Genomic DNA, 16,751 nt, shown 5'->3' with positions numbered 1-16,751 from the left:
CGTGGTGGACCTGCGCCGGGTGATGTCCACGTTCGCGACCGGGGTCACGGTGATCTCGGTCGGCGGCGACACCCCCCACGGCATGACGGCCAACGCCTTCAGCTCGGTCTCCCTCGATCCTCCGCTGGTCCTGTGCTGTGTCTCCGGTACGGCCCGGATGCACAAGGCGGTCGTGTCCGAGGGGCACTTCGCGGTGTCGGTGCTGTGCGCCGAGCAGGAGGACACCGCCCGGTACTTCGCCGACCGGGCGCGGCCGGAGGGCCTGGACCAGTTCGCCGCCGTGGAGTGGTTCCCCGGACCGGGCACCGGCGCACCCCTGATCGCCGACGCGCTGGCCTGGCTGGAGTGCGACGTGACGGAGGAGATCGTGGCGGGCGACCACTCGGTGTTCGTCGGCCGTGTCCTCCACGCGGTCACCGGGCCGGAACGGTCGGCGCTGCTGTTCCACGGGGGCGCCTTCCAGGGCCTGGGCCGTGCCCGCCCGGCGGACGGAGCCGGCGGTCGGGTGAGGTCGGGATGAGCGCCTCCGCGGCCGGGCACACGCCCTAGTCCTCGGACGGGGACGGCAGCAGCCCGGAGGACGCCGCGATCGATCCGCGCGCGTCCTCCGGGCAGTCGCCGCACCCCACCATCAGGGAGACGAGTTGGTCCTCGAAGCAGCGGGCGGCGTCGTAGGGCGGGATGAGGTAGGAGCCCAGATGCAGGGCGGTGAGGCCGTGCATCGCGATCCAGAGCCGGTGGGCGACCAGTTCCGGGTCGGCGCGGTCGAACCGGCCGGACGCGATACAGCGGTCGACGCACGCGGTCACGTGGCGGAGTGTGTACCGCCCGTACTGCCGGTCCTCCTCCGAGAGGCTGAAGCCCGCGAGCGAGCAGCCGCCGAACATGACCGGATACAGGTGCGGATTCCGGGCGGCGTTGTCGAGGAAGGCCCGGCCCAGGAGGCCGAGGTCGCGGACGGGGTCGTCGGTGGCACGGACCCGGGACAGGCTCTCCTCCAGGCGGGCGAAGCCCTCGCGGACCATCGCGTGCACCAGTCCGCCGATGCCGGAGAAGTGGGTGTAGACGGCCATGGTGGAGCTGCCGGACTCGCGGGCGATCCTGCGGGTGGACAGAGCTTGGGGCCCCTCCAGGGAGAGAAGCCGGGCGGCCACGTCGATCAGTGACGTACGCAGTCGTGGGTCTGCCTTACGTGGGCTCATGGAATCAATATCGGTCTTCCGGGCCGAACCCATCTACTCGTGGTCGACCTTTTCCGATCCCACCTCGGAGGGCGTCTTCGCACGCCGATTGTTCGGCTCATATTCCAGGCCGGTTTGCCCGAGGGTCTCATCCAGAGGACCTTGACACGAAGTGATTACTCCATGACCGGGTGACTGGAGGCTGGTATGTCATGAGGAAGGATGATTTTTCCCTGTTCTGGGCAACCTAATCTTCGTTGTCCGGAGGTGGTCAGAGTTGTTGACAGGGCTCATGTGACCTCTGTGGCGATGTCTTGCCCACCCTGGACTCTCACTATTCGTGGATGGGCTGTGACATTAGGTGTCGGCTCTTTTTCGGGTTCGACACTGTGTTCGAGTCTATTTTTATCTGGTTTCCACGCTGGTGCCGCAATTCTGGAGATGAGGTGCGGGGGTCGGGATGTGACGATGGACCGGTGCCAGCGTCGAAGGGTGAGGATGTGGTGGCGTTATGGAAGCGGCGGCGTGTCCGTTCGGCCGGAAGGAACTCACAGAGCGTGACCATCGCGTTTCTTGAAGTTTCGTGAGTGTTTCCCGGTCTGGACCGGTCGAGTGCGATTCTGCCGCCGGCGGGGTCGGATTCGATGGTTGCGGCCTTTCCTGTCCGATGACGCTGTTCACTCCGGCTGTCCCCATTCTGTTCTGAGTTTTCCTGTTCCCTGATGTTCGACGGCTGATCTCGAGTTGGGAGATAGCAGTGGAGAGATCTGTACGCCAGGCTGTCGCATTCATTCGTAGTCGATATTACGAGCCCATCACCCTCAGCGACGTGGCGGCTGAGGTCTTCGTGAGCCCCTACCACTTCTCCAGGATCTTCTCGCGCGCCGTCGGCCTCACCCCGGGCCGCTACCTCACGGCCGTCCGCCTGTTCGCGGCCAAGCGCATGCTCCTGACCACGGACCTCACCGTCTCCGACATCGTGTGCAGCGTCGGATACAACAGCGTGGGCACGTTCACCAGTCGGTTCACCCGGGCGGTCGGCATGTCGCCGACCCAGTACCGGGACCCCGCCGTCGCCCGGCTGACGGTCGCCGCCTCGGACGACTTCGCCCGACTGCCCGATCTCGGGGACATGATCGAGGCCAGTCGCGACAGGCGGGTCCCGCCGGGGGCCGCCGGCGTGCTGCACGGATCACTCGACATCCCCACGACCGTCGGCGGGGTCGACGCCCTCGTGGGGGTGTTCGACGACGCCGCTCCCCAGGGCGCGCCCGTCGCGTTCGAGGCCTTCACCGCGCACGGGCGGACCGAGTTCGAGGTGACCGGGGTGCCGAACGGCTCCTACCACGTCATCGCCGTGGCCATGCCCTACGGGGTCAGGGCGGACACCTCGCGAGCGCTGACGGCGGGGACCCGCGCACACGTCACGGTCGCCTCCGGACTGAACACGTACGTGTCCCTGTCGATGGGTCGGGCCGAGGAGACGGCTCCGCCGATCGCCGTGACGCTGGCCGACGCCTCGGCGGCGGGCACGGACTTCCGGCGGACCGGCGACCGCGGACTCCAGCCGACGGTGGCCTGAGGCATGGCGGGCCGTATCCTGCGCGCGATGTCCCGCGCACTGCTGGCACCGCCCCTGGCCGACGTCGGATTCGCGCGTCGGGGCTTTCCCGGTCGCGACGCGCCGGCGGCCCGACGTCTGGAGGCGATCCCCGAATCCGTCGTCTGCGGGTTCGAGTGGGGCATGGAGGCGCGTCGGCTGTGGGAGGTCGAACACCGCCTGGAGACCGTGGACGCCGCCCTGCGGGGATTCGCCTACGAGGGCGCGACCATGGCCTTCACCGTGCTCGACGCCCTCCCCCTCGGCGGGTCGGAGCGTACCCGCGAACTCATGGACGGACCGGCCAGGCCGCACACGTTCCTCGCCTACATCGGGATCGGGTTCGCCATGGCCCGGCTGCCCCGGGGCCTGTGGAAGGGGGTCCTGCCCGAGCTCTCGGACAACCCCTACCACCCCACGATGAGCTGGCTGGCCGTGGACGGCTACGGGTTCGATCTGGCCTACTTCGACACACCGCGCTGGGTCGGGCGCCAGGAGACTCCCCGCCCCTACCCCTGGCTCGGCGCCCCCGCCTACTTCCACCGCGCCTTCGACCAGGGGGTCGGCCGGGCGCTGTGGTTCATCCACGGAGCGCGCCCCGCGGCGGTCACCGATGCCGTGCGCGCCTTCCCCGAGGAGCGCCGAGCCGACCTGTGGGGCGGTGTCGGACTCGCCGCGGCCTTCGCGGGAGGAGCCGAGCCCGAGGAACTGAAGGCACTCCTGCGGGACGCCGGGGCGGCCGCGCCCCACGTCGCGCAGGGAGCGGTCTTCGCGGCCAAGGCCCGGGTGTTCTCGGGGTGCGTCCCCGAGCACACCGAGACCGTGGTCCGGGCGCTCACCGGTACGGACTCCGCGGGGGCGGCGGCCCTGGCCGACGACCACGCGGTCGAGCCGGGAGCCCGCGGCGGCGTACCCGCCTACGAGATCTGGCGCGCCGGAATTCGGGGGCATTTTCGTTGAGGGAAGTCCGGCGTCGGGCAATCGCGAAGTAGACCCCGAACTTCCGCACCGGAAACATGGAAAAAGAGAACGACGATATGCGGCACGCGTAGGTCGGGAGGACGAAATGGCCAGTGTATTCGGCGTGCTCAGACGCCGGATCATCACTCCGAGCCCATCCGAGGTCACCGTGGAGACCCGTGGTTTCCACGACAAGAATCCCGCCGGCCGCGAAGTTCTGGAGACGGTGGGACAATCCTTTCTCACCGGTCTCGGCGACGCGTTGGAAACGGGATCCGCGGAACGCACCGACCGGCGCCTCGCCACCCTGTCGACGCGCTACAGGGGGTTCGCCTACGAGGGCGCCGCGATGGGGCTCGCGCTGGTGGACGCGCTGTCGCCGCGGAAGGGGCGGACCGAGCGCTTCCTGGAGGGCCCCGGCGCACCCCACCTCTACATGGCCTACGTCGGCATCGGTTGGGCCATGGCCCGGCTGCCCCGGCCGCTGTGGCCGCGCACCGACCGCCTCGACCCCGTGCTCCGGTGGCTCGTCCACGACGGCTACGGCTTCCACCAGGCCTACTTCCACACCGACGCGCACGTGCGCCGCCGGATGCGGGACGGGCGCGCGGCGCGGTACACCGGAGACGGCGCCTACGCCCTCCGGGCCGCGGACCAGGGTGTCGGCCGGGCCCTGTGGTTCGTGGGCGGGACGGACGTCGACCGCGTCGCCGAACTCGTCGACTCCTTCGCCGAGGGCCGCAGAGCCGACCTCTACGCCGGGGTGGGGCTGGCCGCCGTCTACGCGGGCGGCGCGGACGCGGACGAGCTGCGCCGCCTCCGCGAGCACGCCGGAGAACACACCCCGCACCTCGCCCAGGGCGGTTCCTTCGCCGCCGAGGCCCGGGTCCGCGCGGGGCTCGTCGTCCCGCACACCGAGGTCGCCAGCGAGGTCCTGTGCGGCATGGACGCCGAGAAGGCCGCCCGCCTCTCCCGCGACCTGCGCCCCGAGGCGGTGGGCACGGAGGACCCCGACCGCCCCTGGTACGAGGTGTGGCGCTCCCGCCTGGCCGAGGAGTTCGCGCTCCGGGACGGAGGAGGTGCGCGCCCGTGACGGCGACGGACCGGCGCCACCCCCCGCGCACCCCGCCCTCGGCGGTGCCCGGAATGCTGCGCGACCTGCTCACCGACCGGCTCGCCATGATGTCCACGGCGGTCGAACGCCACGGCGACGCCGTGCGCATGGCGGCCGGACCCAAGACCCTCTACCTCTTCAACCACCCCGACCACGCCAAACACGTACTGGCCGAGAACCACGGCAACTACCACAAGGGCATCGGACAGGTCCACGCCAAACGGGCCCTCGGCGACGGGCTGCTGACCAGCGAGGGCGAGCTGTGGCGCGGCCAGCGCCGGACGATCCGCCCCGTCTTCCAGCACCGCAGGATCGCCGCCCAGGCGGACGCGGTGGCCAAGGAGGCCGTCGCCCTCGTGGACCGGTTGCGGTCGCGGGCGGGGCGCGGTCCCGTCGACGTCTCGGAGGAGGCCACCGGGCTGACCCTGGGCGTGCTCGGCAGGACCCTCCTCGACACCGACCTGCACGCCTTCGACACCATCGGCGCCGCCTTCGAAGCGGTCCAGGACCAGGCCATGTTCGACATGGTCACGATGAACAAGCTGCCGGTGTGGCTGCCCCTCCGCACGCAGACGAGGTTCCGGCACGCCCGCGCGGAACTCCAGAGGATCGTGCGACGGCTCGTCCGGGAGCACACCGCCGACGACGACGCGGACGACGCGCTCTCCCGCGTGCTCGCCGACACCGCGGGGGAGGCCGACCCGCGGATCCGCTCCCGCCGGGTGCGTGACGAGCTGGTCACACTGCTGCTGGCGGGGCACGAGACCACGGCCAGCACCCTGAGCTGGGCGCTCTACCTCGTGGACCGCAACCCCGGTACCGCCGAGCGGCTCAGGGAGGAGGCGGTGCGCGTCCTCGGGACCCGGGCGCCGACCCACGAGGACCTGCACCAGCTGACCTTCACCACGATGGTCGTGCAGGAGACGATGCGGCTGTATCCGGCCGTGTGGATCCTGCCGCGCGTGGCGCTGGACGACGACGAGATCGGCGGATACCACGTGCCCGCAGGATCCGACGTGCTGATCTGCCCGTACACCCTGCACCGGCGCGCCGACTCCTGGACGGACCCCGAGCGGTTCGACCCCGAACGCTTCTCCCCGGACCGCCGTGACGACCGCCACCGCTACGCCTACATCCCCTTCGGGGCCGGACCGAGGGTCTGCGTCGGCAGCAACCTGGGGATGATGGAGGCCGTCTTCGTGCTCGCGGTCATCGCGCGCGACCTGCGCCTCACCCTCCCACCGGGCCACCGGGCCGTCCCCGAGGCCATGCTCTCGCTGCGCGTACGCGGCGGCCTTCCGATGAACGTCCACACGGTCTGAGTCCCCGCACGCGCCCCCCACCCCACCACGACAGGAGACCACCATGACCAGTGGCACCCCCGACACGGACGGTGTCGAGACTCTGACGCTGGAGGCGTTCGCCGACACCATCCTCCCGGGTGCGAAGCGCAGACCGGACGATCCGAGCGTCGCGGGTCGCTCGCACGACGCGGGGTCGGTCGAGGCGGGAGCGCTGGAGCTGCTGCGGACCCCGGCCACGGGTCTGACGTCCGGTCTGCCCGAGTTCGTCGAACTGCTCAACCGGCACGCCGAGCACTACGCACGCGAGCACGGCCTGGCCGCGGACGGGGAGCTTCCGCCGTTCGTCCGGTTGTCCTTCGACGACCGCACCGCCCTGGTGCGCGCGCTCACCGCGCCCGGTCACCCGGAGAAGGAGTTCTGGGTGATGCTCGCTCTCTTCTGCAACATGGCCTTCGACAGCGCGGCCCACATGAGCACCCCGACCGCCATCGCGGAGGGCCACCCCGGGCTGACGGCGATGGGCTTCGCCGCCCCGGACGCGGACGGTCTGCTGCGCTTCAAGGAGTACTCCTACGGCAGGCCGACGGCCCGCCTCCACCCGGACACCACGGCCTCGGGGAGCCTCGCATGACCACCACGGAGAAGACCGACGTCCTCGTCGTCGGCAGCGGTTTCGGCGGCGCCATCACCGCCTACCACCTCGCCGCGGGCGGGGCGCGGGTCACCGTCCTCGAACGCGGCCCCTGGCTGGAGACCGAGGAGCTCCAGCACGACTTCCTCCTCGGCTCCTCGTACACGCGCGCCTTCGACTTCACCGTGGGCGACGGGATGAGCGTGCTGGGCGGCAACTGCGTCGGCGGGGGGAGCATGGTGTACTTCGCCGCGCTGCCCAGGGCGCCCCGGTTCGTCTTCGAGCGCCGCGGCTCCATCGGGCGGCGCATGTGGCCCTCGGCCATCGACCGGGACACCCTCGACCCCTGGTACGACCGGGTCGCCGAGGCGCTGGGGGTGCGCACCCAGGACTGGTCCGACGTCAGTTACGCCGGGGGACTGTGGGGCGCCGCGTGCGACCACTCCGGACGCACGGCCAACCCGGTACCCGTCGCCATCGACAAGGACACCTGCGTCAACTGCAACTGGATGATGGCGGGCTGCCGGTTCGAGGCCAAGAAGTCGCTGGTGTTCAACTACCTGCCCGCCGCCGTCGCCCACGGGGCGCGGATCCGGCCGCTGCACGAGGTCCAGCGGTTGGAACGGCTCGACGACGGCGGATACCGGGTCCACTACAACGTCGTCGACGACAGCGACTACCGGGTCACCACCGACTCGGGCGTCATCGACGCCAAGATCGTCGTCCTCGCGGCCGGGGCGGGGGCCACGCCCGTCATCCTCAAGCGCTCCGAGGAGCACCTGGGCGCCATGCCGCACGCGGTGGGCCGCTACTTCTCCGGCAACGGAGAACGGCTCAACACCGCCGTCGTCAACGAGGACCGGGTCCGTGACGTCCTGGGCCTGTCCCGGGACGACGAACGCGCCTACGAGGCGTTCCAGATCGGCAAGGGCCCCTGCGTGGCCAACTGGGACCGGCTCGACCCGGCGCTGCCGGAGTACTCCCGGTACTCGCTCGAACAGCTCTACTTCCCCCCGGCCCTGGGCACCATCCTCGCCCAGACCCCCGGCGTCCCCGGACCGTCGTGGTTCGGCGCGGACAAGAAGGAGATGCTCCGCCGCTGGAAGTCCTGGCTGATCATCTTCACCATGAGCGAGGACGACAACGAGGGCGTCTTCGGCGCGCCCCCGCCCACGGGCAACGCCGTACGCCTGTCCCAGCAGATGCTGGGTCGCGGCCCACTCACCTACCGGCCCACGGCCAACACCTGGCACGGCTGGAACAGCGCCGACGCCGAGGTCAAGGAGATCCTCGAAAAGGACGGCATCGCGAGCGTCGCCCCCTGGACCAACGACCTGGTCGGGGCCTACACCGTGCACCCGCTGGCCTCGTGCCGCATCGGCGACGACCCGCACACCTCGGCCCTGGACGACCGCCACGAGCTGCGGAACCACCCCGGGATCTTCGTCACCGACGGCTCCTCGGTGCCCGGCGCCCTGACCGTCAACCCGGCGATGACCATCGCCGCCCTCGCCGAGCGCTCCGTGCCCGGCATCGTCGAGGCCGCCCGTGCGCGCGGCGTCGACGTCACCTACGGCGCTCCCGCTCCCGACGGCGCCACGTCGGGGCGCGGGGGCGTCCTCCACCTGGCCGGTCGGACCTCGGCCTGACCGGACACGCCGAGACGGGAGGAGGACCCGTGCTCCGTTCCATCCTGCGGGCGGCCGTGCGCCGGTCGCTGAACGAGGTGCGCCACATCCGCCCCGACCCCCCGGGCCGGGCGCGCGGTGGGGTCGCCGACCTCCACCGCCGGGTGGAACGGGACTTCGGCGTCCTCGCCCCGCCCGTGGTCATGCTCTCGCCCGCCCCGGAGTGCGCCGCGGCGACCTGGACGGCACTGCGCGAGTCGCTCCTGGTGCCGGGGCGCACCGGACGGGGCGAGCGGGAGGCCGTCGCCACGGCCGTGTCCCGGGCCAACGCCTGCCCCTACTGCGTGGAGGTGCACGGAGCCACCCTCGGGTCCCTCGACGGGACCGGGGACGGCTCCGAGGCCCCCGATCCGCGGCCGCTCGGGTCGCTCACCCCCGCCGAACGCGCGGAGCTGGGCGCGGTCGAACTCACCTTCCAGCACATCAACCGCCTGGTCAACGTGTTCCTGCCCGACTCGCCCCTGCCCGACTTCGCGCCCGCTCCGGTGCGGGGGACGCTGCGGCGCGCCACGGGGGCGGTGATCGCCGCCCGAACGGGACCACCGCTGTCCCCCGACACGTCGCTGGAACTGCTGCCCCGGAACGCCCGGAACGCCCGGAACGCGGCCGTCCCCGACGACCTGCGCTGGGCGCTGGGGGAGCCGCGGATCGCGGGCGTCCTGGCCGCGGTGGCCGCCGCCGTCGACGAGGCCGGGTCCCGGGTCCTTCCGGGCGCCGTGCGCGCCCTGGTCCACCGGCACCTCCACGAGCACGGCGCCGCACCCGCCGGGGTCAGCCGCGCCTGGGTGGAGGAGCCCGTCGCCGCGCTGTCCCCGTCCGACCGCGCCCTGGGGCGGCTGGCCCTGCTCACCGCGCGCGCCTCCTTCCAGGTCGGCGACGACACCGTCGCCGCGTGCCGGCGGGCCGGAGCCGACGACGCCGACCTGGTCAGAGCCGTCTCCTGGGCCGCGATGGCCGCGGCCCGCCACGCCACCGCCCGCAATGCCGCATCCGTTCGCCGCATCGAACCGAACCGAGGGAAACAGACGTGAACAACCTGCCCAACGTCATCACGGAACTGCCCGCCGTCATCGACCACCTGGCCGCGGAGGCGGCCCAGATCGACGCCCTGGTGGCCGACCTGGACCCCGCCGACTGGGCGCGCGAGACCCCGGCCCCGGGATGGACCGTGGCCGACCAGGTCGCCCACCTGTGCTTCGTCTTCCGGCTGGCCGGGACCGCGGCCTCCGACGCGGAGGCGTTCGCCGCCATGACGGCCGAGGCCGGCAAGGACTTCGACGGAGCGGTGAACGCGGTCCTGCGGACCTACCCCCTGGACGACCCCGAGAAGCTGCTCGCCCGCTGGCGCGCCGACCGCGACTTCGCGGTGGAGGCGCTCGCGGCGGCCCCCGCCGACCAGCCGGTGCCCTGGCTCGTGCGCCCCATCCCCCCGGGCATCCTGGCCTGCGCGGGCATGATGGAGGCCCTCGCCCATGGGCAGGACATCGCCGACGCGCTGGGCGTCGTCCCCGAGCGCACCGACCGGATCGGCAACGTCGTCGGGTTCGCCGTGATGGTCTGGGAGTTCGGCTACCAGTCCCGGGGACTCACCCCGCCCGACACCGAGTTCCGCTTCGAGCTGACCTCCCCCTCCGGACAGAAGTGGGAGTTCGGCCCCGCCGACGCCGAACAGCGGATCACCGGGGACGCGGCCGACTTCTGCCTGCTCGTCACGCGCCGCCGCCACCGCGACGACCTCGACGTGACCGCCGTCGGAGCCGACGCCGACCACTGGCTCGACATCGCCCAGGCCTACCGCGGCCCGGCCGGGCCCGGCCGGAAGCCCGGTCAGTTCTCGTCCTGACCCCGCGGCCGGTCCGCGCACGCCCCGGCCCGACCCGCGCACCGCCGGGTCGGGCCGTTTCGTGTCCGCTGGTGAAGGAACCCCCGGAGGCGTAACGTGTCCGCGTGACCACCGTGGTGACGTCCACGGTGGCGTGGAACGCGCGGGGAAGGGGAGCGGGGACGACGGACGCGGGAAGCCCGCCGAGTCCCCCGGTGCTATGAGGTTCGGAGTTCTCGGCCCCGTGGCCGTCTGGACGGGCGCGGGTGATCAGGTGACCGTGCCGGGCCGCAAGGTCCGTGCACTGTTGGCGTCCCTCCTGGCCGCGGAGGGGCGGCCCGTCCCGCCGCCACGGCTCGTCGAGGAGATCTGGGAGGGACGCCCACCGCAACGCGCCGGAGCGGCCCTGCACGCCAAGGTGTCCCAGCTCAGGCGGGTCCTGGAGGGGGCCGAGCCCGGCGGCCGGGAACTCGTCGCGCTCAGGGACTCCGGCTACCTGCTGGCCGCCGACCGCGACTCCGTGGACGCCTGGCTCTTCCGCGACCTGGTGGGGTCCGCGCGCGACCGCTCCGACGCGGCCTCCCGCGCCGCCGACCTCACCGAGGCCCTGGCGTTGTGGCGGGGTTCCGCCTACGCCGACTTCGCGGACGAGCCCGCGCTCAGGGCGGTGGCCACGCGACTGGACGAGGAGCGGGTGGAGGCCCTGGAGGCCCGCGCCGAGGCCCTGGTCGACGCCGGGGAGTACACGCGCATCATCGGGGAGCTGGAGGAGTTGGTGCTCCGCCACCCCCTGCGCGAACGCCTGCGAGCGGCCCAGATGCGGGCACTGCACCACGCGGGCCGGCGCAGTGAGGCCCTGGACAGCTACGCCCGGTTGCGCGCCCTCCTGGCCGAGGAGCTCGGCCTGGAGCCGGGTGAGCGGGTGCGCCGGCTCCAGGAGGCGATCCTGCGGGGGGACCTTCCACCGGTGTCCCCTCCTCCGTCCGCGCCCTCCGCGCCGCCGACGCGGCGCGGGGTGCCACGGGGGCTCGCCCGGATCGTCGGCCGCGAGGCGACGGTCGGGGAGGTGCGCGAACTCCTGCGGGCGCACAGGTTGGTCACCCTCACCGGCCCGGGGGGTGTCGGCAAGACCCGGGTGGCGTTGGAGGTCGGCGCCCGGGAGCAGGACGCCGGCCGCGACGTGGTGCTCGTGGAACTGGCCGCCCTCGGCCCCGCGCCCGGGCCCGAGGACGCCCCCCGCCTGGCCACCGAACTGGCCCGTGCCCTGGACCTCAGGACGGGCCCGGGGCCGACCACGGCCGAGGAGGCGGTGGCCGTCGCCCTCGGTGACCAGGAGGTCCTCCTGGTCGTCGACAACGGTGAGCACGTCGTGGAGGCACTCGCACCCCTGGTGGAGTCCCTCCTGGGCGGCGCCGCCGGGACACGGGTCCTGCTCACCAGCCGGGAGCCGCTGGCGGTGGCGGGGGAACGCCGGTACGAGCTCCACCCCCTGGAGCTGCCCGCCCCGGAGGACGCCCTCGGCACGGAGAGGGTGAGGGAGAGCGCGGCGGTCCTGCTGTTCGTGGAACGGGCCTCGGCGGCCTGCCACGGGTTCACCCTCGACGACTCCAACGCCGCGGACGTCGCGGCCCTGTGCCGTCGGCTGGACGGGCTGCCCCTGGCCCTGGAGCTCGCCGCGCCGCGCGTGTGCTCCCTGGGCGTGGCGGAGGTGCTCGACCGCCTGGACGACAGCTTCCGGCTCCTGGACGGCGGACGGAGATCGGCGTCGCCACGGCAACGGACCCTGCGCGCGGTCACGGACTGGAGCTGGAACCTGCTCACCGACGGAGAACGCGCGGTGCTGCGCCGGCTCGCCGTCTTCGCGGACGGGTGCGACCTGCCCTCCGCGGAGTCGGTGTGCTCCGGTGACGGCGTCCGGTCGGGCGAGGTCGCCGGGACCCTCGCCCGCCTGGTCGACCGGTCGCTGGTGGTCTCCGCGGCGCCCGGGCCGTCCGGGGCCCGCCCCCGGCGTTTCCGGCTGCTGGAGACCATCGCCGCCTACGCCGACGAACGGCTGGACGACTCGGGAGAACGCCGCACGGTCCGCCGTCGGCACCTGGCCCACTACACGGACATGGCGCGTCGGTGCGCGGAACTCCTGCGGGGAGGGGAACAGCGCTCCGCGCTCGCCCGTCTGGACGCCGAGTCGGCGAACACACGGGCGGCGTTGGAGAGGGCGTTGCGGGCCAAGGAGACCGAGGGAGCGTGGGCACTGGCCGCCTCCCTGACCTGGTACTGGCTCTTCCGAGGGCGGCTCGCGGAGGGACGCGCCCTGCTCGACGACCTGGTGGGCCAGGGGCACGCCCTGCGGCAGGGGCCGAGGAACGACGCGGAGGGCTGGTGGGCCGGGCTCGCCCTCCTGGACGGGGCCGGGCTCGACACCGACGGCCGCGTGGGCCGTGTCGTGGAACGGTTCCGCGACGGAGCGACCGAGTGCTCCGCGTCGACCCGCTGGTTCCTGGCGCACGCGCTGTTGAACACCGGGGACGCGGGGGCGGGCGGGCCCGTGGCCGAGCGGGCGCTGGCGGACGCGCGGCGTGCGGGCGACCGCTGGACGGAGGCGGCGGTCCTGTGCGTGCGGGCGGGTCAGGCGCAGGCGCGCGGCGACCTGGAGGTCCTGCACCGCGACGCGACGCGGGCGCGGGCCCTGTTCACCGAACTCGGCGACGGCTGGGGCACGATCCAGGCCTCGTTCGTCCTCGCCTCGTGGGCCGAGGTGGTCGGCGACTACGACCGCGCCCGGGAGCTGCACCAGGACAGCGCCCGACAGGCCCGCGACCTGCGGATGTGGCCGGAGGAGGCGGACGCGGTCACCGGTCTGGCCAGGATCGACATGCTCACCGGAGACTTCGCGGGAGCACGGGCGCACCACGAGCGGGCCGTGCGGCTCGCGACCGACAGCGGATACAAGGTGGGGGAGCTGTTCGCCCGGATCGGGCTCGGGCTCGGTTCGCGCCGGGAGGGCAGGCTGGACGAGGCCCGGGAGCATCTGAGCGGAGTCCTGGAGACCAACCGCCGCTCCGAGGTCGACACCGACGTCGTGGACGGCCTCCTCCTCACGGAGTTGGGCTTCGTCGCCGAGTCGGAGGGGCGGGTCGACGACGCCCTCCGGCTCCAGACGGAGGGGTACGAGGTCGCCCTCAGACTCGGCGACCCGAGGGCGCTCGCCCTCTCCCTGGAGGGGCTGGCGGCGGCCACCGCGGTCGGGGGCCGCCACACCGTCTCCGCGCGGCTGCTCGGCGCCGCCCACGCCCTGCGGGAGTCCGTCGGAGCCCCCCTCCCCGAGGCGGAGAGGGGAGACGTCCGACGGGTGGAGCTCCTGCTGAGAGGGGTGCTCGGCGACGAGGGCTTCGAGAACGGACTCGCGCTGGGTCGGCGGACCCGCCCGGCGGAGGCCGTCACGCTCGCCGTCCCCGAGCCGCGGTGATCGTCGTCCGGTTCAGCAGGTGATGGTGACGGAGTCCGACGTGCGGCGGAACATCATGTTCGGGTCCCACACCATCGCCTGGTAGGAGTGCGTGCCGCTCCGGCGGCAGTACATGCTGACGGTCTGCTCGGTCCCCGGTTCGAGGTAGCGCTCCTGGATGGTGCGCGGTCGCGTCGCGGTCGCCTCCCGTACGAGCCACAGCACGGTCAGGGCGCCGCACTCGCTACGGGCGGTGGCCTGGACGTGCGACCCGGAGGAGGTGAGCACGGGGTCGGTCGGAACGGACAGGCACGAGGCGTCGGCCAGCGCGGGCGGGGCGCTCAGCGTGGTCGTCACCGAGACCGCGGCCAGCGCGGTCGCCAGGAACGGGCGGAGCTTGGGCAACATGGGAACCTCCCTGGAAGGCGGTGCGGATGCGGTTCAGTCGGACAGGCGCACGGCACGGATGATCGTCTGCTCGACGGAGTTGCCGTCGGAGTCCGTCAGGTGGGCACGGAGCGAGAGGTACTCGCCGGCGGGTCCGCCGGGTGTCCGGATCAGCGCCATCCGGCGGTCGCCGCCGCGCCTGACGACCCGGGCCGCCTCCCACGTCTCGCCGTCGTCGGTGGAGGTCTCCACCGTGAGTTCCTCGACGTCGCCGTGGACCGAGTCGGGGTGGGCCTCGACGGTCAGCGGCAGCCGGATCAGGCCCCGTGCGCGCACGGTGTTCCACGCGTCGACCTCGGGCTGGTAGCGCACCACCCAGAGGGGCAGGCGTTCCCGGCCGGAGGCGACGGTGTCGGAGGAGACCGTCCACTCGGCCTCGATACGCGTGGACAGGTCCGCCACCGACGCGCGCGACGTCCTGCTCTCCAGGCGCAGCTCGCTCTCACCGGGTTCCAGGGTCGCCCGCAGGTGTCCCGTACCCGACTCGGCGACGAGGTCGCCGTCCTGGAACAGCCGGATCGAGGCCTCGTCCGTCCTCGAACCACCCTGGTGGCGGTCCTGGTCGGAGTACATCGGCATGCCGAACCACAGGTCGTCGCCGGTGCGCACGGCGTGCTCGCCCCACAGGAACATCGGCCCGATCACGGCGGCGTTCCATCGTTCCGTGTAGCTGCCGCCCGCCTCGTAGGAGCGGGGGACCGAGCCGAGCGCGGTGACGTCGCGGACGGTCCCGTCGTCCGTGACACGGTTCTCCCCGAAGGCGCTGCTCCACATGGTCGCCCCGGCCTCCAGGCGGTGGACGGTCGAGGAGGGCAGGGCGTAGGGGAGGAACACCGTCGCGGTGCCGCTCACCCCGGGTGCGCTGCCGAACAGCGCCTTCGTGGCCGCGCTCCCGGGGGTCTGGGCGAAGTGCTCGACCGTGACGGCGGCGAGGTCGCCCGGTTCCACGGTCCGGTCGTACCCGGTGGGGAAGGCCCCCTCCACCGTGTCGAGCAGGTGGACGGTCTCCGGGGAGCCGCGGAGCTCTCCGGTCTCGTCGCGGTGCGCCCACGTGGAGGCGACGAACGAGGTCAGGCCGTCCACCGGGGCCGACGGGCCGACCTGGGCCGTGTACAGACCGGAGAAGTCGTCGGCCTGGAGGGAGACGCGCACGTTCTCGGTCCCGGCCCGGTTCTCGACGCCGATCTCCACCAGGGCCGTGTCCGTGCCGTCCGCCCCGGGGTCCGTGGTGACGGGTCGGGTGGTGGTGGCGTCCATCACGACCTCGTCGTCGCCGTCGAGGACGATCAGCGGGTGGACCAGACGGTGCCAGTCGGCGTCCGGGTCGGTGAAGTCGGAGACGTCGGTGATCAGCATGTAGCGGCCTTCGGGCAGCGTGAACGTGGCCGTGGCGGAGCCGCCGGCGAACTCCAGCACGTCGCCGTCCAACCCGAACACCATCGACTCCGCGTCGTCCGTGGGCGCGCCGTCCGGGCCCAGGTGGCGGACGGTGAGGTCGTGGCACTCCTCCTGCCCGCACCCCGCACCGGCCGCCGAGAGGGTGCGCGCGGCCGTCGCGGCCGCCGGGGCGGGCGTCTCCGGCGCGCGGGGCAGGTCCGCGGGCAGGACGAGGCGGCGCTCGCCCGCGTGGACGGAGGTGAAACGCGTGCCCTCACGCCCCTCCCCGGGGGTGATGGCCACGTGGTCGCCGTCGGGGGACACCGTCACGGTGTCCCCCGTGTCGAGAACGGTCTCCTGGAATCCGTCGGCGGGTTCGAGGGGGGTGGATTCGGTGTGCGCCGATGCGTGAGGGGCGGTGGAGAGTGTCAGGGCGGTCGTGACCGCCAGCCCGGTGGTTCCGATGATCCGGTGCGTCCAGAGACGGGGCGCAAGGGAAGGGTGAGTCAACAGCTGTGCCTCTCTCGCTCTTGTGACTGAGGGGGCGACCCTCGCACATCCTGCGGCGCGCCCTCCCGCCCTGGCTTCCTCCCGGTTGTGCGACTGCCGCACACTCCGTCAGCAGAGCAAGGAAGGAGACGTTCGGTCCGCGGGGCGCTGACAAGCATGGGGTGGCGTTCGGCGGGCGCGCGCCCGCCGTCGGCGGCGTAGGAGAGGAGAACCGAGCATGGTGGAAGACGCGCGGACCGGTACGGACGAGAAGGCGGTCCGAGCCGTCGTGGACGGTGTGATGGACGCGTGGGCGGCCAACGACGCGGACGCGTTCGCGTCGCTGTTCGACACGGACGCGAGCCTGATCGGCGACACGTACATGCGTGGACGGGAAGGAATCCGCGCCTTCATGGGCCAGGGCTTCGAGGGCCCGTACAAGGGCTCCAGCGTCGTCGTCGAACCGCTGGACGTGCGGTTCGTCCGCGACGACGTGGCGTTGCTCGTCACCAAGGGCCGGGTCCAGATCCCCGGTGTCCCCCCGGAGGCGCCGGACCTGGCCTTCTTCGCCACGTGCACCCTGGTCCGCGGCGACGACGGGTGGCTGATCGCCGCCTACCAGAACTCCAAGGCGACGAGTGAGGACGGCTGACGCCGATCGCGCGCGGACGGTAAGTCCGACGCACAGGGAAC

General features: G+C 72.7%; 14 protein-coding genes. 11 read left to right on the top strand and 3 right to left on the bottom strand.

The window, feature by feature from the left end; translation table 11 throughout:
• Position 1 precedes the first annotated feature (1 nt).
• A complete protein-coding gene (locus AB0I72_RS06185; protein ID WP_358563548.1) occupies positions 2–520 on the top strand; it encodes a flavin reductase family protein in 519 nt (172 codons plus the stop codon).
• A gap of 25 nt (positions 521–545) precedes the next feature.
• Here the strand turns inward: AB0I72_RS06185 and AB0I72_RS06180 are convergent, their stop codons facing one another.
• Positions 546–1,202: a TetR/AcrR family transcriptional regulator gene (locus AB0I72_RS06180; RefSeq protein ID WP_358563546.1), complete on the bottom strand. Its 657-nt coding sequence runs from the start codon at positions 1,200–1,202 to the stop codon at positions 546–548.
• 736 nt (positions 1,203–1,938) lie between these two features.
• Here AB0I72_RS06180 and AB0I72_RS06175 point away from each other — a divergent pair.
• The 9 genes from AB0I72_RS06175 to AB0I72_RS06135 all read left to right on the top strand — a co-directional run bounded on the left by AB0I72_RS06175 (position 1,939) and on the right by AB0I72_RS06135 (position 13,766).
• A complete protein-coding gene (locus AB0I72_RS06175; protein WP_358563544.1) occupies positions 1,939–2,763 on the top strand; it encodes an AraC family transcriptional regulator in 825 nt (274 codons plus the stop codon).
• 3 nt (positions 2,764–2,766) lie between these two features.
• On the top strand, positions 2,767–3,741 hold the full coding sequence (locus tag AB0I72_RS06170; protein WP_358563542.1) for a DUF1702 family protein: 975 nt from the start codon (positions 2,767–2,769) through the stop codon (positions 3,739–3,741).
• A gap of 106 nt (positions 3,742–3,847) precedes the next feature.
• Positions 3,848–4,834, top strand: coding sequence for a DUF1702 family protein (locus AB0I72_RS06165; RefSeq protein ID WP_358563540.1), 987 nt, complete (start codon positions 3,848–3,850; stop codon positions 4,832–4,834).
• A complete protein-coding gene (locus AB0I72_RS06160; protein WP_358563538.1) occupies positions 4,831–6,177 on the top strand; it encodes a cytochrome P450 in 1,347 nt (448 codons plus the stop codon). Before AB0I72_RS06165 ends, AB0I72_RS06160 begins: the two co-directional genes overlap by 4 nt.
• Before the next feature lie 43 nt (positions 6,178–6,220).
• Positions 6,221–6,790 carry a DUF5987 family protein gene (locus tag AB0I72_RS06155; RefSeq protein ID WP_358563536.1) on the top strand — a complete coding sequence of 190 codons (570 nt, stop codon included), beginning with the start codon at positions 6,221–6,223 and terminating at the stop codon, positions 6,788–6,790.
• A complete protein-coding gene (locus AB0I72_RS06150) occupies positions 6,787–8,439 on the top strand; it encodes a GMC family oxidoreductase (RefSeq protein ID WP_358563534.1) in 1,653 nt (550 codons plus the stop codon). Before AB0I72_RS06155 ends, AB0I72_RS06150 begins: the two co-directional genes overlap by 4 nt.
• A gap of 29 nt (positions 8,440–8,468) precedes the next feature.
• The gene (locus AB0I72_RS06145; protein ID WP_358563532.1) at positions 8,469–9,509 is read left to right on the top strand and encodes a carboxymuconolactone decarboxylase family protein; all 1,041 of its coding nucleotides are present in this window, start codon (positions 8,469–8,471) and stop codon (positions 9,507–9,509) included.
• The gene (locus AB0I72_RS06140; protein WP_358563530.1) at positions 9,506–10,321 is read left to right on the top strand and encodes a TIGR03084 family metal-binding protein; all 816 of its coding nucleotides are present in this window, start codon (positions 9,506–9,508) and stop codon (positions 10,319–10,321) included. Before AB0I72_RS06145 ends, AB0I72_RS06140 begins: the two co-directional genes overlap by 4 nt.
• Before the next feature lie 199 nt (positions 10,322–10,520).
• Positions 10,521–13,766, top strand: coding sequence for a BTAD domain-containing putative transcriptional regulator (locus tag AB0I72_RS06135; protein WP_358563528.1), 3,246 nt, complete (start codon positions 10,521–10,523; stop codon positions 13,764–13,766).
• Between the two features lie 12 nt (positions 13,767–13,778).
• Here AB0I72_RS06135 and AB0I72_RS06130 read toward each other — a convergent pair whose 3' ends face one another.
• Positions 13,779–14,153 carry a hypothetical protein gene (locus AB0I72_RS06130; protein WP_358563526.1) on the bottom strand — a complete coding sequence of 125 codons (375 nt, stop codon included), beginning with the start codon at positions 14,151–14,153 and terminating at the stop codon, positions 13,779–13,781.
• A gap of 33 nt (positions 14,154–14,186) precedes the next feature.
• Entirely contained in the window at positions 14,187–16,079 is a 1,893-nt protein-coding gene (locus AB0I72_RS06125; protein WP_358563524.1) for a hypothetical protein, read from the bottom strand.
• A 217-nt stretch (positions 16,080–16,296) separates the two neighbouring features.
• Between AB0I72_RS06125 and AB0I72_RS06120 the strand changes: the two genes are divergently transcribed.
• Positions 16,297–16,710: an SgcJ/EcaC family oxidoreductase gene (locus tag AB0I72_RS06120; protein WP_358563522.1), complete on the top strand. Its 414-nt coding sequence runs from the start codon at positions 16,297–16,299 to the stop codon at positions 16,708–16,710.
• The last annotated feature ends 41 nt before the right edge of the window (positions 16,711–16,751 follow it).

It is taken from the genome of Nocardiopsis sp. NPDC049922 (assembly GCF_040660275.1).
Taxonomy (GTDB): Bacteria; Actinomycetota; Actinomycetes; order Streptosporangiales; family Streptosporangiaceae; genus Nocardiopsis.
Note: the sequence above shows the minus strand (reverse complement) of the source record. Positions and strands in the feature narration are given on the sequence as shown.